The sequence below is a fragment of the Achromobacter animicus genome (assembly GCF_902859585.1).
Classification (GTDB): Bacteria; Pseudomonadota; Gammaproteobacteria; order Burkholderiales; family Burkholderiaceae_B; genus Achromobacter; species Achromobacter animicus.
Map to the genome: position 1 here is coordinate 554,315 of NZ_CADIJM010000001.1, position 20,301 is coordinate 574,615.

Genomic DNA, 20,301 nt, shown 5'->3' on the forward strand with positions numbered 1-20,301 from the left:
TCAGGCGGCGAGCCGCGTGACGACCGCGGCCGGATCCCAGCGGCGGCCCGGCACCGCTGCCAGCAGCGCCTGCGTGTAGGGATGGGAGGGATTGGTGAACACGTCGGCGCACACGCCCTCTTCCACGACGCGGCCCGACTTCATGACGGCGATGTGGTCGCAGACCTGTGCGGCCACGCGCAGGTCGTGCGTGATGAAGACGATGGACAGGCCCAGTTGCTCGCGCAGCCGGGCCAGCAGCGCCAGCACCTGCGCCTGCACGGATACGTCCAATGCCGACACCGGTTCATCGGCGATCAGCACTTGCGGCCGCATCGCCAGCGCGCGCGCCAGGCCGACGCGCTGGCGCTGGCCGCCCGAAAACTCGTGCGGAAAGCGCCGCACGGCATCAGGCGACAAGCCCACCAGTTCAAAGAGTTCCTGCGCGCGGGCCAGCGCCTCGCGGCGCGGCGTGCCATGCACGATGGGACCCTGCGCCACGATCTCGCCGACGCGCTGGCGCGGGTTCAGCGATCCGTACGGATCCTGGAACACCATCTGCACGCGCTGCGCATGGGCGCGGCGGGCGCGCGCGCCCTTGAACGAGAGCGGCTCGCCGGCCAGCGTAATGTCGCCGCCATCGGGCGGCAGCAGTCCCAGCAGCGTGCGCGCCAGCGTGGACTTGCCCGACCCGCTTTCGCCCACGATGCCCAGTGTGCCGCCGCGCCGCAGCGTCAGCGTCACGTCGTCCACCGCGTGCGTCACACGGCCGGGCCGGCCGAACCAGCCGCGCTTGCGGTAGGTCTTGGACAACCCCTGCGTGGTCAGGATTGCAGGCGCGTTCCCGCCAAGGTCGACGCGGGCCGGCGCGGGCGCCAGCGGCGGCACCGCAGCGATGAGCGCGCGGGTGTACGGATGGCGCGGATGTTCCAGCACCTGATCGGCCGTGCCGCTTTCCACCAGTTCGCCGCGCTGCATGACGGCGACGCGGTCGGCAATCTCGGCCACCACGCCAAAATCGTGCGTAATGAAAAGGACCGCCGTACCCTTGCGGCGCTGCAGGTCGTGGATCAGATGCAGGATCTGCGCCTGCGTCGTGACGTCCAGCGCGGTTGTCGGTTCGTCGGCAATCAGCAGCGCCGGTTCCAGCGCCAGCGCCATGGCGATCATTGCGCGCTGCCGCTGTCCGCCCGACAGCTCGTGCGGATAGGCGCCCAGCGCCTGCGCGGGGTCGGGCAGCCGGACGGATTCCAGCAGGTCCAGCGTGCGCTGACGGATCACGGCGCGCGACAGCCGCGTGTGCGTGCGGAACACCTCGGCGATCTGGTCGCCGATGGTGCGCAGCGGATTGAGGGCGGTCATCGGTTCCTGGAAGATCATGCCGATGCGCTGGCCGCGCAGCCGGCGCAGCGCATCGGGCGCGAGCTTCAGCAAGTCCTGCCCTTCCCAGAGCACGCGGCCGGCGCTGGCGTGCACCCCTTGCGGCAGCAGGCCGAGAATCGTGCCGGCCGTCAGCGATTTGCCCGATCCGCTTTCCCCGACGACGCAGACGATCTCGCCCGGGTTGACCGCCAGCGTCAGGCCCTTGAGCGCATGCGGCCGGTCGGCGCCGGGCGGCAGGTCCACGGTAAGGTTTTCGATGCGAAGCAGTTCGGTCATGATCGTTTCAGCCTGGGATTGAGAGCGTCGTTCACCCCCTGCCCGACCAGCGATATCGCCAGGACGGTCAGCAGGATGGCAATGCCGGGAATGGCGGACACATACCACTGGACCCGGATCACCCCGCGGCCGCCGCCGATGAGGTTGCCCCAGGACGGCACGTTGGGGTCCGACAGGTTCAGAAAGGCCAGCGCGCTTTCCAGGAGGATCGCCGTGGCCATGATGACGCTGGCGTAGACGATCACAGGCGGCAAGGCGTTGGGCAGGATCTCGCGGAAAATGAGGCGCAGGTCGCCCATGCCCAGCGCCCGGCCCGCCTGCACGAACTCGCGGGTCTTGAGCGTCAGGAACTCAGAGCGGGTCAGCCGCGCCACCGGCGGCCACGACACCAGCCCGATCGCCAGCACCACCGTGCGCAGGTCCGAGCCGAACACGGCCACCAGCACCAGCAGCAACAGGAAGTTGGGCAGGATCTGGAAGGCCTCGGTCACGCGCATCAGCAGGTCGTCGGCCAGGCCGCCGTAATAGCCCGCCACGGCGCCCAGCACCACCCCGATCAGCACCGACACGACCGTCGCGGCAAGGCCGATGGCCAGCGTGACGCGCGCACCGTGCAAAATCTGCGCGGCGATGTCGCGCCCCACTTGATCGGTGCCCAGCAGAAAGCGCGCGTTGTCGCCGGGCCACTGAAGCGGACGGCCGGCCAGACTGAGCGGATTGCGCGGATACCAGAAGTCGGCGCCCAGCGCGGCCGCGCAGACGGCCGTCAGCAGCACCAGGCCCAGCACGGCGACGGGGCTGTGGAAGTAACGGCGTAGCGTTTCCATGGTTCAGCTCCGGACAATGCGCGGGTCAAGCCGCGCATACAGCAGGTCGACGATGAAGTTGATGGCGATCACCAGCAGCGCGGACACGAACACGATGCCCAGCAAGGTGTTCAGGTCGCGCTGCACGACAGATTCGTACGCCAGGCGGCCCAGGCCGGGCAAGGCGAAGACGCTTTCGACCACGACCGACCCGCCCAGCATGGTCCCGGCCTGCAGGCCCAGCAGCGTCACCATCGGCAGCAGCGCATTGCGCAGCATGTGCCGCGCCACGACTGCCGTTTCGCGCAGCCCCTTGGCACGCGCGGTGCGGATGAAATCGTGCGAGGCCACTTCCAGCATCGATGCGCGCATGATGCGCAGGTAGATGGCCAGAAAGATCAGCGCCAGCGTCGCGGTGGGCAGAATCAGATGCCACGCGATGTCCAGGATGCGGGTCAGGCCCGTGTAGCCGGACGCAATGGTCTCGAACCCGCCGGCCGGCACCCAGTCCAGCCACACCGCGAACACAAAGATGCCCATCAGGCCGAACCAGAACGATGGCGTGGCGCAGAACACCAGCCCCAGCGTCGAGATCAACCCGTCGGCCAAGCCGTTGACGCGCCGCGCCGCGATGACGCCCAGCGCCATGCCGCCCGCAAAGGCGAATGACAGCGCCGATCCCATCAGCAGCAGGGTCGCCGGCAGGCGCTCGGCGATCACGGCGGCCACCGGCTTGCCATAGATGGCGGAATAGCCCAGGTCCAGATGCGCCAGCCGCCACAGATAGTTGCCCAGGCGCGCGCTGGCCGACTCGTCCAGTTGGTAATGCGAGCGCATGGCCGCAATGGTGGCGGGGTCGGCGCCACCAATCTGCGCCACCAGCGCGTCGACGGTATCGCCGGGCGCCAGCTGCAGCAGCAGGAACAGGCCCGCCAGGATGATCAGAAGCGCGGGCGCCGCCGCCAGAAGCCGCCGCGCCGCGAGAGTCAGGAACCCCATGCCGCGGTCCTAGGCCGACAGCCAGGCGTCATGCCAATCGCTGGACGGCCAGCGCGCATTGTTGTGGCCGTTCTGCAGCTTCCGGCTTGCCACTGAATAAAACTGGCGTTCGGTCGCCATCCAGATGGGCAGCTCGTCGTTGACGGCCTGCACCCATTCCGCGTACAGCGCGCGGCGGCGGGCCGCGTCGATTTCGGACGCGGCGTCGTCGATCAGCTTGTCGACCTTGTCCGACTGCCAGCCGTACTGGTTTGTCCAAGGCGCGCCCGCCGGGCTGCCCGATCGGTACCAGACCGTCGTGGACACCGCCGGGTCGCCGCGGTACTGGTGCCAGCCCGTGGCGATGTCGAAGTTGTGTTCCTTATAGACAGAAGACAGCGCGCCCGCGATGTCGTACTGCACGATCTCGACCTTGATGCCCACGGCTTCCAGCGACTGCTGGATGAAGGTCGCCAGCAGCGGCACGTCTTCGCCGTTCTGGATGGGCACCAGCTTCAGCGTGAAGCGCACGCCGCCGGCGCCGCGCTTGTAACCGGCCTCGTCCAGCAGCGCCTCGGCGCGCTTGACGTCAAACGGATACGGCGGCTTGCTGCCCGCCGGGAAGAACGCCTCGGAAGACGACGGAATGGGACCGGTCGCCGGCTTGCCCAGCCCATACAGGAAGTTCTCGATAAAGAATTCGATGTCGATGGCATGGACAATGGCGCGGCGCACGCGCACGTCGGCCAGTTCCTTGCGGCGGAAGTTGAATTCCAGCGTGTTGTTGAACACGTTGGCCTCCAGCCCCTTGCTGCGCACCTCGAACTGCGGGTTCTGCTTCAGGCGGTCCAGGTCGGCGAGCGTCAACTGCGAATAGGCGCTGAGCTGAAGCTGGCCGGTTTCCAGCGCGGCCGTGGCGGCCGACTTGTCCGTGATGATGCGCCAGACCACGCGGTCCAGATACGGCTCGCCCTTGCGCCAGTAGTTGGGGTTGCGCTCGGCAATGATGAACTGGCCGCGCTGGTACTGCACGAACTTGAACGGGCCCGTGCCGACCGGCGCGGTGTTCGCCGGGTTCTCCAGCACGTTGGTGCCTTCGTACAGATGGCGCGGGACGACATAGCCCAGATCCGCCAGCGCGCGCAGCAACAGGTCCAGCGGCATCGGCCGGCTGTAGCGGAACACCGCCGTATGCGCGTCGGGCGTATCGACTGCCTCCAGATAGAGCTGCAGCGCGGTGCCGAAATTCAGGTGCTTCTTCCACAGTTCCAGCGCGTTGTACTGGACATCAGCCGACGTGAACGGCTTGCCGTCGTGCCAGGTCACGCCTTCACGCAGCTTGAAGGTGATGGTCTTGCCGTCCGGGTCGGCGGTCCACGCGGTGGCAAGCTGCCCGACGGGTTTGCCGGCCGCATCCAGGTCCACGAGCGATTCGATGATCTTGCTGGTAACGATGTACACGCCGGTCGAGGCGCGCAGCGCCGGATTCAGGATCCGCTGCTCGGACCCAAGGTGCACGTTCAGCACACCACCATGACGCGGCGCGGCGGATTGCGCGAAGATCGACGAGGGAAATGCCATCGTGGCGGCAAGCGCCCCGGAAGACAACAGGAACTCGCGGCGGGTGGTGCGCATGTCGGACTCTGGTTCTGCCTGGTTGGAAGCTGCGGATCTTAGGCCTGCGCGACATGGCTTGAGAAATGCTGATTTCTCATTTGCTCATGCGTCCCCCCGTATCGCTGCCGACAGAACAAGTCGTGTCGTTTCACGTTTCGTTACCTGACAGGCACGCCACTTGCTCAAACCGACGGATCGCATCTGCCGGAGTTTTCATGCCCGCTTCGCATTCCCTCGACACCACGACGCTGACGGTGCTGACGGTCAATACCCACAAGGGCTTTACCAGTTTCAACCGCCGCTTCATGCTGCACGACCTGCGGGAGGCATTGCGCACCGCAAAGCCGGACGTGGTGTTCCTGCAGGAAGTCCTGGGTGAACATCAGACGCATGCCGGCCGCCACGAGTCATGGCCGGCGCAGTCCCAGTACGAGTTCCTGGCCGACACGTTGTGGACGGACTTTGCCTACGGCCAGAACGCCGTTTATCCGGAAGGTCACCATGGCAATGCCATCCTGTCGCGCTACCCGATCGAAAGTCACCACAACCACGACGTGAGCGTGGACGGCCACGAGGGGCGCGGTCTGCTGCACTGCGTGCTGCGGCCCCCTGCCCTCGCCTCGCCCGTGCATGCGATATGCGTGCATCTGGGCCTGCTCGAGCGTCATCGCGGCGAGCAACTGCGCCGCTTGTGCAAGCTGGTGTCGAACGACGTGCCGGCCGACGACCCGCTGCTGATTGCCGGCGACTTCAACGACTGGCGGCTGCGCGCTGATGCCTTGATGCGCGAGTGCGGGACCTCGGAGGTATTCACCTCGCGGTTGGGCCGGCCCGCGCGGACGTTTCCCGCGCGCTGGCCGCTGCTGCGGCTGGACCGCATCTATGTGCGCAGCGTGCGTGACTGGCAGCCGGTGCCGCTGGCGTCCCGCGTGTGGTCTCGCCTTTCCGATCATGTGCCAATTTGCGCGGAGATTGCGCTATGAACCTGGGCTGGCGCGAAAACAACCGATACACCCTGCTGGAAAACGGCACGGAGTACTTTCCCGCGGTCGTCGAGGCCATTGACTCGGCGGCCAGCGAAGTGCTGGTGGAAACCTTCATCCTGTTCGACGACGTCGTCGGCAAAGAGATCCAGCAGGCCCTCATCCGCGCGGCGCGCCGGGGCGTCAGCGTCGACCTGCTGGTCGACGGTTACGGCTCCGACGAACTGAGTGAGGCCTTCATCGGCGCCATGACGGAGGCCGGCGTGCGCTTTCACGTCTTTGATCCGCGTCCGCGCTTTCTGGGCGTGCGCACGAACGTGTTCCGGCGCATGCACCGCAAGATCGTGGCCGTCGACCGCCAACGCTCCTTCATCGGCGGCATCAACTTTTCCGCGGACCACCTGCCCGATTACGGACCGGAAGCGAAACAGGACTACGCCGTTCTGGTGGAAGGCCCGCTGGCGGCCGACATTGCCGACTACGCGCGCGCGGCGCTCGGCAAGGGCAAGCGCGGACTGCGGCGCCGTCCCGCGCGCATGGATCCGCTGCCCGCCGGCGACGGCGGGGGCCGGCTCGTGGTGCGCGACAACGTCAGTCATCGCAGCGACATTGAACGCTACTACCGCGCGGGCGTGCGCTCGGCACGCTCGGACGTGCTGATTGCCAATGCGTACTTCTTTCCCGGCTACCACCTGCTGCGGGATCTGGTGAAGGCCGCCCGCCGCGGGGTGCGCGTGCGCCTGCTGCTGCAGGGCGAACCCGACGTGCTGGTCGCCCGGCTGGCCGCCTCGATGCTCTACGACTACCTGATGGACAACGGCGTGGAGATCCACGAGTACTGCAAGCAGCCGCTGCACGGCAAGGTGGCGTGCGTGGACGAGGACTGGTCGACGATCGGCTCCAGCAATCTGGACCCCCTGAGTCTTGCGCTCAATCTGGAAGCAAACGTCGTGGTGCGCGACGCGTCGCTGAATGCGGCCCTGCGCAAGAGCCTGGACCGGCTGATTGCAGAGGACTGCCGCCCCGTCGAAATGCCCAAGAACTCGCGGCGACGGTTGCGCCGCCTGTGGCTCGGGGTGGTGGTGTTCCACTTTCTGCGGCGCTTTCCCGCATGGGCCGGCAGCCTCCCGGCGCACAAGCCGCGCCTGCAGACCGTCACGGCGGACACCGGCAGGGAGACGGCATGAAGATCCTGCACTCGTCGCCCATGCGGGCCCTGCGGCGCCGCTGGCCGCGGATCAAGCGCATCCTGCCCGTGCTGGTCCTGATCGTGGTGGCCGGCCTGCTTTATTACTTTGGGCGGTCCGTGGACTGGCCGCAGGTGTGGGTGGCGATGCGCAAGATTCCCGGCCAGACCATTGCCATTGCGGCCGGCCTGGTGGTGGCGGGTTACCTTGCCTATGGCAGCCTGGATCTGCTTGGCAAAAAGTACACGCGCCATCACCTGCCCGCGCCGAAAGCGCTGGGCGTGGCGATGCTGAGCTACGCGCTGAACCTGAACCTGGGCGTGCTGGTGGGCGGCCTGGGTGCCCGTCTGCGGCTGTACACCCGGCTGGGCTGCCGCAAGTCTGTGGCGACGCGCGTCGCCCTGTTTGCGGCGGCATCGAACTGGATCGGCTATGCGTGGCTGGCGGGCATCGTGTTCGCCTTGGGCGTGGTGCCGGTGCCGGCAGGCTGGGAAATCGGCTCCGGGATGTTGCGTCTGCTGGGTCTAGCCCTGCTGGCGTTCGGGATCGCCTACGTGGTGACATGCGCGAGGGCCAAGCGCCGCAGCGTCACCTGGATGGGCCACCACATCACCTTGCCGCGCGCCCGCATGGCGGTGGCGCAATGCGCCGTGGCCGCGCTGTCCTGGTCCCTGATGGGCGCCATCTGCTTTGTGCTGTTGCAGGGCAAGGCGAGCTACCCCGCGGTGCTCGGCATCCTGTTGTGCACCAGCTTCGCGTCAGTCATCACCCGCGTGCCCGGCGGCCTGGGCACCACCGAGGCCATCTTCGTGGCCGCGCTGGGTTCGCAGATTCCGCCCACCGAAGTGCTCGGCGCGGCGCTGGCGTACCGCGCGGTGTATGCGCTGGCGCCGTTGTGCCTGGCGCTGGTGGCCTATCCCTTGATCGAGCTGAAACTGGGCATGCGCAAACGCAAGGGAGAAGCCGCTCCCCCCGGTCAGGCTCGCCATCTGCCATGAGGCCCGCCATGAATCGACCCCAACCCGACTCAGCAGGCACCGTCGCCGCCTACCCCCGGCGCACCGGCGCGTCCGAACATGAAATTGCGTCGCAGGAGGCGCTGGCGTTGCGGATCGCGGCATTGCTGGGCCGGCGCTTCGTGCCGGACTTCCGGCCGACCCGCAATCGTGGCGAGCCGCCGCCCTACTACGTGCCCGATCGCAGCATCACCAGCCTGGCCCGCGCGAACAAACTGGGCATCAAGCGCGCGGCCGACTTGTTTGGCGGGGTGACGCCGCACGCCTTCGTGGCGACCAAATCCATCACCCATGGCGTCGTCGACGCGCAGGCGAAATCGCCGCAGGGCTGGGTGCGCCCGCTGGCCGGCGAGCTGGATGAGGTCGTGTTGCGCGGGTACACCGCGTTCACGCTGGACGATGCGCAGCGCGCGGGCGAACGTCTGCTGCAGGCGGGCGCGCTGCGGCTCAAGCCGGCCGACGCCAACGCCGGGCGCGGCCAGGTCGTCGTGCGCAATGCGCAGGAACTGCGCGCTGCGCTGAACGGCCAGGACGCCGCCACCATGCGCCGGCTGGGGCTGGTGCTGGAAGAAGACCTGGCGCAGATCGCGACCTACAGTGTGGGCTGGATCCGCGTGGGCAAGCTGGAAGCGTCGTACGTGGGCACGCAAAGCCTCACCCGGGACAACAACGGCGAGCCGGTGTACGGCGGCTCGGCGCTGACATTCGCGCGCGGTGGGTTCGACGAACTGCGGGCGTTGAACCTGTCTGACGAAGAACGGCAGGCAGTGGACCTGAGCTGCCGCTACGACACGGCGGTATCCACCGCGTATCCCGACTTCTTCGCGTCGCGCCGCAACTACGACGTGGCGATCGGCCAGAATGCCCGCGGCGAGCCCCGCGCGGGCGTGCTCGAGCAATCGTGGCGAGCCGGCGGCGCCAGCATCGCGGAGCTTTCCGCATTGCAGGCCTTCATGCTGTCCCCGTCGCTCAAGTCGGTGTCCGCCTTTACGCGCGAACGCTACGGCGCGGACGAACCGGCGCCCACCTCGGAGCAATACGTGTATCGCGGCGAGGATTCCGCCGTGGGTATGATCACCAAATCGGGGGGCATCCTGGAGGACGACAATGGCCGCCTTTAGCGACCCAATCGACATCGAGGTGGCGGACCAGCGGCTGGCCGGCACCTTTCTCACGCCCGAAAGCAAGGTGCCGGGCGTGCTGTTCATTCACGGCTGGGGCGGCGACCAGAAATTCGACCTGGCCCGCGCCAAGGGCATCGCCGCGCTGGGCTGCGTCTGCCTCACGTTCGACCTGCGCGGCCATGCCGCCACTCAGGCGCAGCAGATGCAGGTCTCGCGCGACGACAACCTGCGCGACGTGATGGCCGCCTACGACCGGCTGGCAGCGCATCCGTCGCTGGACAGCGGCTCGGTGGCGGTGGTGGGCAGCAGCTACGGCGGCTACCTGGCCGCCATCCTGACCGGCCTGCGCCGCGTGCGCTGGCTGGGCCTGCACGTGCCCGCGCTGTACCGCGACGACGAATGGATGCTGCCCAAGAACCAGCTCAACCGCGAGACCCTTCGCGCCTACCGCAACTCCCACATTGAACCCGAAAGCAACCGCGCGCTGTCGTGTTGCGCCAACTTCACGGGCGATGTGCTGATCGTGGAGGCTGAGCACGATGTCTATATCCCGCACTCCACGATCATGAATTACCGGTCGGCGTTTCGCAGGTCGCATTCGCTGACGCACCGCATCCTGGACGGCGCGGACCATGCGCTGACCGATAAGGCCTCGCAGCAGGCCTACACCTCGATCCTGGTGAACTGGGTGACGGAGATGGTGATGGGCGCGCGGGTCGGCCGGGCGCGGCCTGTGCCGTAGCCGCGGCCGGCGGCAACGGCAAGCCGGGCGACGGCAGATCAGGGCTTCGGGCTCAGCATGTCCGACAGCGCGTCGCCAAGTTCCTTGACGGCGCCCGCCACGCCTTCCGCCGCGCCTTCTGCCCCTACCCCGATGGCGTGCCCGAACCCGCGCGCCACCTGCGCGGAAAATCCGCGCGTGACCGAGAACTTGGGGTTGTCCAGGCTGCCGGCCAGTGCGAATTCAAACCGGATGACTCCGCTCTTGTCCTTCATGGCCGCCAGCACCGCCTTGCGCGGCAATGAAAAGAGGCTGCCGTCGCCGCTGAACTTCAGGTTGTGCAACGCCACAGTGCCCGACGCCTTGAGTTCGCGGCGCGCGATGGCTGTCTTCATGTCCAGGTCCATGGAGCCGCCGGACAGCGAGCCCGCGCCGTTATCGGCCAGATAGGGCGCCGCATGGCGGATATCCATGTTGCGCACCGCCACCGTGATGTCGGCGTCCGCACCGCCCACCACCAGCTTGCCCTTTGCCCGCACGGTGGCCTCGCCGTTGCGGTTGTCTTCGACCTTGCCGGTGAATTCCAGGTCGCTGGCCGTGCCGTCGCCAGGTATCACGACGGGCTGCAGGTGAGCCTGCACGTCCTTGAACGGAATGCGATGCGGCGGCTTGGACACTGCGCCGTCCAGATAATCCAGGCGCCCATCGCGCAGGATGAGCTCGGCCACGCGGATGGGACCGTTGCGCCGGGTCTTGCCATCGCCGTCGCCGGCGCGCAGCGCCGCCTGCAACGCGGGAGAAATCTGCATGTCGCCGTCGGGATTGCGCACCACGGCGAAGTCGAAACCTTCGACGATGATCCGCTTGAACACGGCCTCGCGGCGCAGGAAAGCGGTCCATTCCGGTTCAAGTTCAACGCGCCGGGCACGCGCGCCGGGTTGCCCGGACGCGCCCGGCACGGCGACGTCTGTCAGCACCACCTGATGCAGGCCAACCTGCACGTTGCCGACCTGGCTGCGCGGACCCAGCATGCTGGCGATGCGCTGCTCGACCACGCGGGTGGCGGCCAGCGCCAGTACCGCGATCACCGCGCCAATCAACAGCAAAATCGCCAGGGCGGTACCCCAGCGTGACCGGCCTCGCGCGTCGGCTGCGTTCGAACTCATTATGGTTTCCGAAGTTGTAGGGGACGTCGGCGCGAAAGCCGCCGCATGCCTTGCACCATAGCGAGGCGCGGCGGCCGGCGCAACCTGACCATCGTCCGGGATGCGCAATCGTTCATCAATGCTCGATAAGGATGAGACGGTTTGCGGCGCAAGGATGCCTCAATCCGTTCTACGCCTCAAACCTTGTCTCGCCGCCACGACAGGCGCCAGTAGCGTTCGGGACGGAAGGCCGACGCGCCTGCCAGCGACATGTCACTCTGCTGCGCATCGAGCGGATCAAGCGCCAGGCTGCTGCGTGCGGCCAATGCGCGTTGCCGGGCGCGGCCGACGTCAACCTCCGGCCCGACATCCAGCGGCGAGGCCAGGATCCTGCGGCCCAGCAAATCGGCCAGGCGTTGCTGGACGGCCCCCGGCTCGGCCTCCGCGACCTCTTCGTAGGTCACCCACTCCACGCGGTGGAACAGCGCGCGCAGGGTCAGGCAAGCCTCGGACACGCGCACGTGCGCGGCAGTGCACAGTCCAAGCGGCATCAGAACGACACGCGGCCGCAGGGCGGACACTGCCGCGGCCAATGCGCCCGTCAGGCGTCCCTCCTCGCCGCTTTCCAGATACTCGTCGTGCAGTAAATCCATCTGCACGCCCCGCACGCCAAGCAGCGACAAGGCGCGATCGTTGCGGGCCCGGCGGTCAAGAACGGCCTGCCGGCCGTTCTTGACACCGCAGTCGCGGTCCGCCGCGGTGTTCGCTTCGGCCACCAACGGCAAGCCGGAGTACACCGTCAGAACGGTGCTGTCCGGACGCGCGGCGAGCAGCCCCGCACAACTGACGACAGCGTCGTTGAAGCAGGAAGAAACCGCGACCACTCTGCCTTCTCGAAGCATCCCGTCCTCGCTGTCCGGCTTACCAGTACGGGGGTTGGTTGTAGTACTGATGGATGCCGCGCGCCCAGGTCTCGTCCGCCATGCTGGGCCAATTGTCCTTGTCGAACCCCTCCGCGTTCTTGAGCACGTCCTTGTCCACATTCAGCACGAAGCACTTGCGGTCGGTATCCAACGTGAGCGCGCTCCACGGAATGGCGTACAGCTTGTCGCCGATGCCAAGGATGCCGCCGCGCGACAGCACGGCATACGCAATACGGCCGCGTGGCACGTCCACCATGATTTCCTGGATGCTGCCCAGCGTTTCGCCGGCGGGGTTGTACACGTCGTTGCCTTCCAGGGTGCTGGCCGCCATGACTTCCGGTCCGGGTCCGCTTGGATCGCTCTTCGGGCCGCCCACGATCTTGGTTTCACCTTGCGCCTGGCCGGCGCCCGTCAATGGTTGGTTCATGGTGAGTCTCCTTCGATGAATGGTCCGCGTGGCGAACGGCTCGCCACGCGGACCACCATCAAGCAAGCCGTGTGCCAAAGCCGCAGACTCCCGCCTGCCTGGGACCGGCGCCCGAAGCAGCGGCATTTTTTACATTCGTCCCCACAAAAATGCCGGGGCCGGCCCTGCACTGCGCAGACCCGGCCCCGGCGGTGGCGTTGCGCCCGGCGGGCGTTACCGGCGCTTGCCGTGATCCGACATCATGCAGATGCCGGCCAGCACGCCCAGCAGCACCGCGCCTGCGATGCTCTTCCAGGCGTTTTCATGCACGTAGTCGTCCGTCGCGTGCGATACCTCGCGTGCCCGCGACCACGCAGCGCGTTCCCAGCCTCGTGCCTGATCGCGCGCGGCGTCCAGCCGCTGCTTGAGCTTGTCGCGCGCGGATTCGATTTCGGATCCGCTGTAGCTGGCAGTGCTGCGCAGCAGATCCTCGGTGCCCGAAATCAGGTCACGCATCGTTTGCGAAGACGTGTCCGACGAGTGAAACATATCGCGCAGCCTATCTCGCTTGTTCATGAGTTCTCCTTGAAAAACTGCGGGTCGCTCCCCCCGCGGCACGGCGCACGCGGAGCGCGGCCCGCAGGCCGCATGCCTTGCAGGACCGTCACAGATGGTCGATGCCCGGCGTCTGCTGCGGGTCCAGACCCGGCATGGGATTCGGAATGCTGTCGGGAGGCCAGTTGCCTTTCTCGTCCTTGCCCGTTTCCGGGACATCCGGCTTGGGTTGTTCGGCGGGCGAATGGTCGGGCGTTTGCTGACCGCCCTGCCCGGGCTGTTGGGAACTCGTCCCTCCGGTATTTGCCATGATGTGCCTCCTGAAATGAAAAGATCGTCGGGCCGGCGTGTCAGCCCGCCCACCATTGCTTGATCGTGGCGCGAAGCGCGGCGCCGCCCGAGGCGGCATCTTCCTTGCGCAATGCCTTGAAGTACGCGCCGATCTGTTTGGCCGGAATGTGCGGGGGCAACGGCGGCATCTCGGGATCGGTCACCATCTCCAGCACCACCGGACGTCCTGCTGTCAGGGCGCGGTCCCACGCGGGGCCCACGTCGTCGGGGCTGTCGACCCGGATGCCTTCAAGGCCCAGCATCCGGCCATACTCCGCATACGAAAACTTGGGCAGCCACTGCGAATCCGGAAAACGCGGATCACCGCCCATCACCCGCTGCTCCCACGTCACCAGGTTCAGGTCACCGTTGTTCAGCACCATGACGACCAGCGTGGGGTTGCTCCAGTCCTTCCAGCGATGGGCGATAGTGATCAGTTCGTTGATGCCCAGCATCTGCATGGCGCCGTCGCCCACCAGCGCGATGACCGGCCTGTCGGGATAGGCCTCCTTCGCCGCGATGGCGTACGGCACGCCGCAACCCATCGTGGCCAGCCCGCCCGACACCGATCCCATCATGCCCGCCTGAATGTCGACGTTGCGCGCGTACCAGTTTGCGGCCGAGCCCGAATCGCACGTCAGGATGGTCTGCGGCGGCAGCCGCTTGGACAGCTCCAGGAACGGCCGCTGGGGATTGATCGGCTTGGCGTCGACCATGGCGCGGGCATGCACCGTCTCGCGCCAGGCGGACACCTGCTTTTCTATCCGGTCACGCCAGCGGCGCGCTTTCTTGGGTTCCAGCAGCGGAATCAACGCCTCCAGCGTCAGCCGGCTATCACCCACCAGGCCGATTTCGACGGGATAGCGCAGACTGAGCTTGCGCCCGTCGAGGTCGATCTGCACCGCGCGCGCCTGGCCTTCCTGGGGCAGGAATTCCGCGTACGGAAACGACGTTCCCACCATCAGTAGCGTGTCGCACTCGTTCATCATGTCCCAGCTGGGCTGCGTGCCCAGCAGGCCGATGGCGCCCGTCACATAAGGCAGGCTGTCCGGCAGCACGGCCTTGCCCAGCAGCGCCTTGGCCACGCCCGCGCCCAGCAGCTCGGCGACCTGGCTGACCTGTTCGCCCGCCTGCAGCGCGCCGGCCCCGACCAGGATCGCCACCTTTTCGCCGCGATTCAGGATGTCGGCCGCGTTGCGCAGCGCGTCCGGCCCCGGCACGGCGGCGTGGGATGTGATGCCAATGCCGGTGTGCACCGTGCCGTGCTCGCGCGGCGGCACCGGCACGGCCGGCAGATCCTGCACGTCGTTCGGAAAGATGACGCAGGTGACGCTGCGGCGCTCCAGGGCGATGCGCATGGCGCGATCCACGATGTGACGCGCCTGCTCGGCGGTCGTCGCCATCTGCACATAGTCGTGCGCCACATCCTTGAACAGGCTGATCAGGTCGACCTCCTGCTGGTAGTCGCCGCCCAGTGCGCTGCGCGCCTGCTGCCCGACCAGCGCGACTACCGGCTGGTGATCCAGCTTGGCGTCATACAGACCATTGAGCAGGTGGATGGCGCCCGGCCCTGACGTCGCCAGGCACACCCCCACCTGACCGGTGAACTTTGCGTGCGCGCAGGCCATGAATGCCGCGCTTTCCTCGTGACGGGCCTGGATGAATTCCAGCGGCTCCTCGGTGCGGCCGAAGGCGCCGATGAGCCCGTTGATGCCATCGCCGGGGTAACCGTACACCTTGCGCACACCCCACTGCGACAGCCGCTTCAACACGAAGTCCGACACTGTTTCCATACATTTCTCCCGGCGGTCGTCGTTGAAAGCGACTGCATTCAGCAACCGCCGTTCCTGGCCCCGATGGGAATTTGGGAGGTCGTGCGCAGATAAAAATTACAAAGCGCTCGGGCGATAAGCGTTGCGCGCGCCGCCTGTCCATCATTTGGATGACAGGTATTTCTGCTGCATTGCGCAATTTTTAGTGCGGGCCATGGTTTGGGCACAGCGCTTGCGTAAGGAGAGGCCTCGGCGTAATCGCGATCGAGTCGCAACTGTCTCGACCGGCCTATCAACTGGAGCAAGCATGGCAAAGACGAGAATCCTGATCGTGGCGGGAGAAGCTTTCCCTCTGGCCAAAACAGGCGGCCTGGGGGATGCGATAACGGGGATGGCGCGCGCGCTGATCGAGGCGCGAATGCCCCTGAGCGTGATGTTGCCCGGGTATCGGGGCGTAAAAGCCAAGCTGAACCGCGTCCGCCAGGTTGCCACGCTGCAGGACCTGCCGGGCGGCCCGGCCGCGCTGCTGGAAGGCAAGTGCCCGCAGTCCGGCATCGACTACCTGATTCTGGAAAACGATGCCCTGTATGACCGCGGCGGCCTGTATGTCGACGAGCACGGCAAGGAACATCCGGACAATGGACTGCGCTATGCGGCGCTGGCGCACGCTGCCGTGCGCGTGGCGGCTGGCCTGCCGGGCGTCATGCGCCCCACACTGGTGCACGCGCACGATTGGCACGCCGGTCTGGTGCCGCTGCTGCTCCGCGCCGCAGACCTGCCGGACGTCAAAAGCGTGATGACCATTCACAACCTCGCGTTCCAGGGCCTGTTCCCGATGGCCCACGCGGACGAATTCGGGGTGCCGGAATGGGCCCGCAACGATGACGGGGCGCAGGCCTGGGGCCAGCTCAATTTCCTGAAGGCTGGCATCCGCTACGCCGACCGCGTGACGACGGTCAGCCACACGTACGCCCGCGAGATCATGACCCCCGCATTCGGGTGCGGCCTGGACGAGCTGTTGCGCAGCCGTGCGGACGACCTGTTGCCGATTCCGAACGGCATCGACGACGTGCTGTGGAATCCTGCGCGTGATCCGTACCTGCGCAGCCATCGCTATTCCGTCCGCGACCTGACCAACAAGATCCACTGCAAGGCCGCGCTGCAGCGCGAGTTCGGCCTGCGCCCGGATCCGGGCGCGACGCTGATGGGCATGGGCAACCGCCTGACTGAACAGAAAATGGCGGACGTCGCCGTGCACGCGCTACCGGAAGCGCTGGACCGCCACCCCAACCTGCAGATCGCAATCCTGGGCCAGGGTGACCACCGGCTTGAAGAAGCGTTGCAGGACATCGCCCGGCGCTACCCGGGGCGCTGCAGCACCCACATCGGCTACGACGAGGGCATCGCCCATCGCCTGCACGCGGGGTCCGACATCTTGCTGCACGCCAGCCGCTTCGAGCCTTTCGGCCTGACGCCGCTCTACGCCATGCGCTATGGCACGCTGCCCATCGGGTCGCGCGTTGGCGGCATGGCCGACACCATCCAGGACCCGGGCCCGCGCGCGCCGCTCTCGGCCATGTCATCGGCCACCGGCCTGCTCTTCGAAGGCGACACGCCGCAGGCGATGAGCGCCGCCATCGAGCGCGCAATCGATCTGCGCGCCCACGGCATTCTGTGGCGGCTGATGCAGCGCAACGCGATGAACACCGACTTCGGCTGGCGCGCCGCCGTCAGCCTGTACGCCAGCCTGTACCGGTCGCTGGTCGAGCCGAACTACCGCGATGCAGCGCCCGCCCCTGCCTTGCAGCCGGCCAGCGTTTCCGCCGTCAACCGCCGCCAGCCGCGCACAGGTGGCGCCATGCCAGCCGCCATCTAAGGAGCGACACCGGTGTCCCATCCCGCCGTCCCCGCGCCGTCCCGCGCCCCGATACGTCTTTATCACGCCCGCAACGGCCTGCCGGACGGCGAAGCCGCCGTCCAGGCGCTGAGCAAACGGCTTGCCCAACGCGGCTTCAACGCCGTGCTGGTGCCGGCCCCCTGGCTGACTGGGCCGCAGCCGGGTTCGCTGGCCGCGCAGGACGCCGACACGGCGATGCGGGATGGGCAGGCAACGCCGATCATCGAGTGGTACACGCAGGCCTCGGCGCAATTGTCGGCGCATGGATTGGCGCTGTTCGTGGATGTGATTCTGGACCGCAGCGCGCGCAATGCCGTGGCGGCAACCGCCGCGCCGGGCTGGTACCGCTCGCTGCACGAAGAACCCGCGCGCGATCCGCGGCTGACGCAGGAAGAGCGGGGGGTGCTGCATTTGCCCGAAGGCGCCCTGCCCCCCGGATTTCTGACCGCGTGGACGGAACGTCTGCTGGGCTGGGCCCGTAGCGGCGTGAAAGGGCTGGTTTTCCAGGCGCCCCACCGCTTGCCGGCAGAGGCTTGGCGTGAGTTGGGCGGCGCGCTGCGTGCACAGAATCCCGACGTGCGGCTGCTGGCGTGGACACCCGGTCTGTCGCCCGCGGATCTGGCGGCCTTGCGCGACGCGTCGTTCGACGCGGCGTTCTCGTCGCTGCCGTGGTGGGACTTCAAGTCTTCATGGCTGGCCGAAGAAGACGCGCGGCTGCGCGCCATCGGCGAGGTCATCGCGGCGCCGCCGCAGTCCGGTGCGCTGCGCCCAACGGAGGACGGCAGACGCGCCATCTGGAGCGCGGCCGTCACCGGCGATGGCTTGATGCTGACGGACGAGGACGAACGGCGGCTGCCGGATGTGGAAACGGTGAACGCCTGGTTTGCCGGACCGCGGCTGAAGGGGCCACTGTGCATGCTGGGCGGCCGCGATGGCAGTTGCACGGCGCTGTTGCGCGACGCGGGCGACGGCGCCACGCTGGCGCTGGCGATCAACCCCTCGGCCACCCAGGATGCGGCGATGGACTGGGACGCGCTGGCGCCTATGCTGCCGCCGGCAGATCTCGTGCCGTTCACCCCGCCCACCGGTCTGCAGAATCAGGCCAACGATCTGGCGGGCGGCGAGTGCGCGATGCTGATGTTCCAGCCGACGCAGCCGGTGCGCGACGCCGTGCGCCATCACCGCACCCGGGCCGATGATCTGGCCAACCAGCGCGTTGCGCTGGAGAACATCAGTCCGGCCGTCGATGGCGGGGCCTATCCCGTCAAGACCATTCCGCACGCGCGCATCGCCGTGCAGGCCGACATCTTCATGGACGGCCACGATCAGCTGGCCGCTGAAGTGCGCTGGCGCGCCAAGGACGAGGCCCGTTGGCACACCGTGCCCATGACGCGCGGCCTGAACGACCGCTGGGAGGCCCCCTTCCGGCCGCGCCGCATCGGCGCGCATGAATTCGTCGTCGCCGCCTGGTTTGACGCGTGGCACACATTTACGCATGACATCGAGGTCAAGCACCAGGCCGGCCGCGACCTGAGCCTGGAAGTGCACGAGGGCCTGGCGCTGCTGCGGGATGCCCTGGCGCGGGCGCAGGCGGGCTCACCCGCCGGCGCTGACGCGGAGCCGGTGCGTAAGGCGCTGGCCGCCTTTGCGGACGCCGACTTGGCCAACCCCGTTCCGCCGACGGCCGAGCAAGTCGCCGTGCTGCTCGATCCCGCGCTGGCGCGGGCCATGCACGAACTGGACGACCATCCGTTTGAAGCCGTCACCGTCATTGCCTACCCGGTCTGGGTGGACCGCGTCCAGGCTTGCCATTCAAGCTGGTACGAGCTTTTTCCACGATCGCAAGCCGCCGAACCCGGGCGCCACGGCACCTTCGACGACGTGATCGCGCGGCTGCCCGACGTGCGCGAGATGGGCTTCGATGTGCTGTACATGCCGCCCATCCATCCGATCGGCCAGCGCAACCGCAAGGGGCGCAACAACAGCCTGCGCGCCGAGCCCGGCGACGTGGGCAGTCCTTACGCCATCGGCGCGCAAAGTGGCGGGCACGACGCGATCGAGCCCGCGCTGGGTACGCTCACGGAGTTCCTGAACCTGGTGGATGCCGCCGCGCAGCACGGCATGGAGATCGCGCTGGACTTTGCCATCCAATGCTCGCCGGACCACCCGTGGCTGGCCCAGCATCCGGACTGGTTCTCGTGGCGGCCCGACGGATCGCTGCGCTACGCCGAGAATCCGCCCAAAAAGTACGAGGACATTGTCAACGTGTCCTTCTATGGCGGGCAGAATCGCCGCGGACGCAAGCTGGGCCTGTGGCGCGCGCTGCGCGACGTGGTGCTGTTCTGGGTGAACCATGGCGTTCGCATCTTCCGCGTCGACAATCCCCACACCAAGCCGCTGCCGTTCTGGCAGTGGCTGATCTGCGAGGTCCAGGCCAAGCACCCGGACGTCATCTTTCTGTCCGAGGCCTTCACGCGCCCGAAGATGATGTACCGCCTGGCGAAGATCGGCTTCACGCAGTCGTACACCTACTTCACGTGGCGCAACGAGCGGGCCGAACTGGAAGCCTATCTGCAGGAGATCTCGTCGCCGCCCGCGGCCGACTTCTTCCGGCCGCATTTCTTTGTGAACACGCCGGACATCAACCCGTTCTTCCTGCAGACCTCGGGACGCCCGGGCTTTCTGATCCGCTCGGCGCTGGCCGCGCTGGGGTCGGGCCTGTGGGGCGTCTACAGCGGCTTCGAGCTTTGCGAAGGCGCGGCGCTGCCGGGCAAGGAAGAGTATCTGGACTCCGAAAAATACGAACTGCGCCAGCGCGACTGGCACGCGCCGGGCAACATCCGCGCCGAAATCACACGCCTGAACCAGATCCGACGCGCCAATCCGGCGTTGCAGACGCATCGCGGCCTGACGCTGACCACCAGCACCAACAACCGTGTGCTCGCGTTCTACAAGTCCACGCCGGGCCACGGCAACGTAGTGCTGGCCGTCATCAGCCTGGATCCGTTCCAGGCGCAGCAGACGCGGGTCGAGGCGCCGTTCTGGCTGTTCGGCGAGGCCGATGCCGGCCAGCTGTCGGCCGAAGACCTGCTGACGGAAACCCGCGAGACCTGGCACGAGAAGCACCGCACGCTGACGCTGACCCCCGACCAACCTTATCGCGTGTGGCGGCTTTCGCTGCACGGATGAAGCCCGCGCCCAAC

General features: G+C 67.4%; 17 protein-coding genes. 7 read left to right on the top strand and 10 right to left on the bottom strand.

The genetic code is table 11. The features are described 5' to 3' along the window. From HV681_RS02540 to HV681_RS02555, 4 genes are read right to left on the bottom strand one after another with little or no spacing between them, the layout of a single operon-like run. The gene (locus HV681_RS02540) at window positions 1-1,638 is read right to left on the bottom strand and encodes an ABC transporter ATP-binding protein (protein WP_175121563.1); all 1,638 of its coding nucleotides are present in this window, start codon (window positions 1,636-1,638) and stop codon (window positions 1-3) included. Continuing rightward, window positions 1,635-2,465 (bottom strand): ABC transporter permease, encoded by an 831-nt coding sequence (locus HV681_RS02545; protein WP_175121564.1) that lies wholly within the window; start codon window positions 2,463-2,465, stop codon window positions 1,635-1,637. The genes HV681_RS02540 and HV681_RS02545 overlap by 4 nt, the downstream gene beginning before the upstream one ends. Window positions 2,466-2,468: 3 nt before the next feature. Further along, window positions 2,469-3,443, bottom strand: coding sequence for an ABC transporter permease (locus tag HV681_RS02550; protein WP_175121565.1), 975 nt, complete (start codon window positions 3,441-3,443; stop codon window positions 2,469-2,471). A 9-nt stretch (window positions 3,444-3,452) separates the two neighbouring features. Then, the gene (locus HV681_RS02555; RefSeq protein ID WP_175121566.1) at window positions 3,453-5,057 is read right to left on the bottom strand and encodes an ABC transporter substrate-binding protein; all 1,605 of its coding nucleotides are present in this window, start codon (window positions 5,055-5,057) and stop codon (window positions 3,453-3,455) included. A 197-nt stretch (window positions 5,058-5,254) separates the two neighbouring features. Here HV681_RS02555 and HV681_RS02560 point away from each other — a divergent pair, with 197 nt between their 5' ends. From HV681_RS02560 to HV681_RS02580, 5 genes are read left to right on the top strand one after another with little or no spacing between them, the layout of a single operon-like run. Beyond that, window positions 5,255-6,022, top strand: coding sequence for an endonuclease/exonuclease/phosphatase family protein (locus tag HV681_RS02560; protein ID WP_175121567.1), 768 nt, complete (start codon window positions 5,255-5,257; stop codon window positions 6,020-6,022). Then, entirely contained in the window at window positions 6,019-7,209 is a 1,191-nt protein-coding gene (clsB, locus tag HV681_RS02565; protein ID WP_175121568.1) for a cardiolipin synthase ClsB, read from the top strand. The genes HV681_RS02560 and clsB overlap by 4 nt, the downstream gene beginning before the upstream one ends. Beyond that, on the top strand, window positions 7,206-8,207 hold the full coding sequence (locus HV681_RS02570; RefSeq protein WP_175121569.1) for a lysylphosphatidylglycerol synthase domain-containing protein: 1,002 nt from the start codon (window positions 7,206-7,208) through the stop codon (window positions 8,205-8,207). Before clsB ends, HV681_RS02570 begins: the two co-directional genes overlap by 4 nt. 8 nt (window positions 8,208-8,215) lie before the next feature. Then, a complete protein-coding gene (locus HV681_RS02575) occupies window positions 8,216-9,346 on the top strand; it encodes a DUF3182 family protein (protein ID WP_175121570.1) in 1,131 nt (376 codons plus the stop codon). Next, window positions 9,333-10,091 (top strand): alpha/beta hydrolase family protein, encoded by a 759-nt coding sequence (locus tag HV681_RS02580; RefSeq protein ID WP_175121571.1) that lies wholly within the window; start codon window positions 9,333-9,335, stop codon window positions 10,089-10,091. Before HV681_RS02575 ends, HV681_RS02580 begins: the two co-directional genes overlap by 14 nt. 38 nt (window positions 10,092-10,129) lie before the next feature. Here the strand turns inward: HV681_RS02580 and HV681_RS02585 are convergent, their stop codons facing one another. The 6 genes from HV681_RS02585 to HV681_RS02610 all read right to left on the bottom strand — a co-directional run bounded on the left by HV681_RS02585 (window position 10,130) and on the right by HV681_RS02610 (window position 15,222). Then, the gene (locus HV681_RS02585; protein ID WP_175121572.1) at window positions 10,130-11,236 is read right to left on the bottom strand and encodes a DUF748 domain-containing protein; all 1,107 of its coding nucleotides are present in this window, start codon (window positions 11,234-11,236) and stop codon (window positions 10,130-10,132) included. A 176-nt stretch (window positions 11,237-11,412) separates the two neighbouring features. After that, on the bottom strand, window positions 11,413-12,099 hold the full coding sequence (locus HV681_RS02590; RefSeq protein ID WP_175121573.1) for a PIG-L family deacetylase: 687 nt from the start codon (window positions 12,097-12,099) through the stop codon (window positions 11,413-11,415). A 37-nt stretch (window positions 12,100-12,136) separates the two neighbouring features. Further along, window positions 12,137-12,565 carry a PRC-barrel domain-containing protein gene (locus HV681_RS02595; RefSeq protein ID WP_175121574.1) on the bottom strand — a complete coding sequence of 143 codons (429 nt, stop codon included), beginning with the start codon at window positions 12,563-12,565 and terminating at the stop codon, window positions 12,137-12,139. Window positions 12,566-12,778: 213 nt separating this feature from the next. Next, on the bottom strand, window positions 12,779-13,120 hold the full coding sequence (locus HV681_RS02600) for an ElaB/YgaM/YqjD family protein (RefSeq protein WP_175121575.1): 342 nt from the start codon (window positions 13,118-13,120) through the stop codon (window positions 12,779-12,781). A gap of 88 nt (window positions 13,121-13,208) precedes the next feature. Continuing rightward, complete coding sequence (locus tag HV681_RS02605; protein WP_175121576.1) at window positions 13,209-13,409, bottom strand: hypothetical protein; 201 nt, start codon at window positions 13,407-13,409, stop codon at window positions 13,209-13,211. A 40-nt stretch (window positions 13,410-13,449) separates the two neighbouring features. Then, a complete protein-coding gene (locus HV681_RS02610) occupies window positions 13,450-15,222 on the bottom strand; it encodes a thiamine pyrophosphate-requiring protein (RefSeq protein WP_175121577.1) in 1,773 nt (590 codons plus the stop codon). A gap of 286 nt (window positions 15,223-15,508) precedes the next feature. On the opposite strand from HV681_RS02610, the gene glgA reads away from it, so the two are divergent. Both glgA and HV681_RS02620 read left to right on the top strand, forming a co-directional pair. Next, window positions 15,509-17,077, top strand: coding sequence for a glycogen synthase GlgA (gene glgA, locus HV681_RS02615; protein ID WP_175121578.1), 1,569 nt, complete (start codon window positions 15,509-15,511; stop codon window positions 17,075-17,077). A gap of 12 nt (window positions 17,078-17,089) precedes the next feature. After that, a complete protein-coding gene (locus HV681_RS02620) occupies window positions 17,090-20,287 on the top strand; it encodes an alpha-1,4-glucan--maltose-1-phosphate maltosyltransferase (protein ID WP_175121579.1) in 3,198 nt (1,065 codons plus the stop codon). Window positions 20,288-20,301 lie beyond the last annotated feature (14 nt).

What these genes read in the sequence shown, in the direction of transcription:
- HV681_RS02540 (WP_175121563.1), bottom strand. Translation starts at nt 1,638, where the DNA reads ATGACCGAACTGCTTCGCATCGAAAACCTTACCGTGGACCTGCCGCCC.
- HV681_RS02545 (WP_175121564.1), bottom strand. Translation starts at nt 2,465, where the DNA reads ATGGAAACGCTACGCCGTTACTTCCACAGCCCCGTCGCCGTGCTGGGC.
- HV681_RS02550 (WP_175121565.1), bottom strand. Translation starts at nt 3,443, where the DNA reads ATGGGGTTCCTGACTCTCGCGGCGCGGCGGCTTCTGGCGGCGGCGCCC.
- HV681_RS02555 (WP_175121566.1), bottom strand. Translation starts at nt 5,057, where the DNA reads ATGCGCACCACCCGCCGCGAGTTCCTGTTGTCTTCCGGGGCGCTTGCC.
- HV681_RS02560 (WP_175121567.1), top strand. Translation starts at nt 5,255, where the DNA reads ATGCCCGCTTCGCATTCCCTCGACACCACGACGCTGACGGTGCTGACG.
- clsB (WP_175121568.1), top strand. Translation starts at nt 6,019, where the DNA reads ATGAACCTGGGCTGGCGCGAAAACAACCGATACACCCTGCTGGAAAAC.
- HV681_RS02570 (WP_175121569.1), top strand. Translation starts at nt 7,206, where the DNA reads ATGAAGATCCTGCACTCGTCGCCCATGCGGGCCCTGCGGCGCCGCTGG.
- HV681_RS02575 (WP_175121570.1), top strand. Translation starts at nt 8,216, where the DNA reads ATGAATCGACCCCAACCCGACTCAGCAGGCACCGTCGCCGCCTACCCC.
- HV681_RS02580 (WP_175121571.1), top strand. Translation starts at nt 9,333, where the DNA reads ATGGCCGCCTTTAGCGACCCAATCGACATCGAGGTGGCGGACCAGCGG.
- HV681_RS02585 (WP_175121572.1), bottom strand. Translation starts at nt 11,236, where the DNA reads ATGAGTTCGAACGCAGCCGACGCGCGAGGCCGGTCACGCTGGGGTACC.
- HV681_RS02595 (WP_175121574.1), bottom strand. Translation starts at nt 12,565, where the DNA reads ATGAACCAACCATTGACGGGCGCCGGCCAGGCGCAAGGTGAAACCAAG.
- HV681_RS02600 (WP_175121575.1), bottom strand. Translation starts at nt 13,120, where the DNA reads ATGAACAAGCGAGATAGGCTGCGCGATATGTTTCACTCGTCGGACACG.
- HV681_RS02605 (WP_175121576.1), bottom strand. Translation starts at nt 13,409, where the DNA reads ATGGCAAATACCGGAGGGACGAGTTCCCAACAGCCCGGGCAGGGCGGT.
- HV681_RS02610 (WP_175121577.1), bottom strand. Translation starts at nt 15,222, where the DNA reads ATGGAAACAGTGTCGGACTTCGTGTTGAAGCGGCTGTCGCAGTGGGGT.
- glgA (WP_175121578.1), top strand. Translation starts at nt 15,509, where the DNA reads ATGGCAAAGACGAGAATCCTGATCGTGGCGGGAGAAGCTTTCCCTCTG.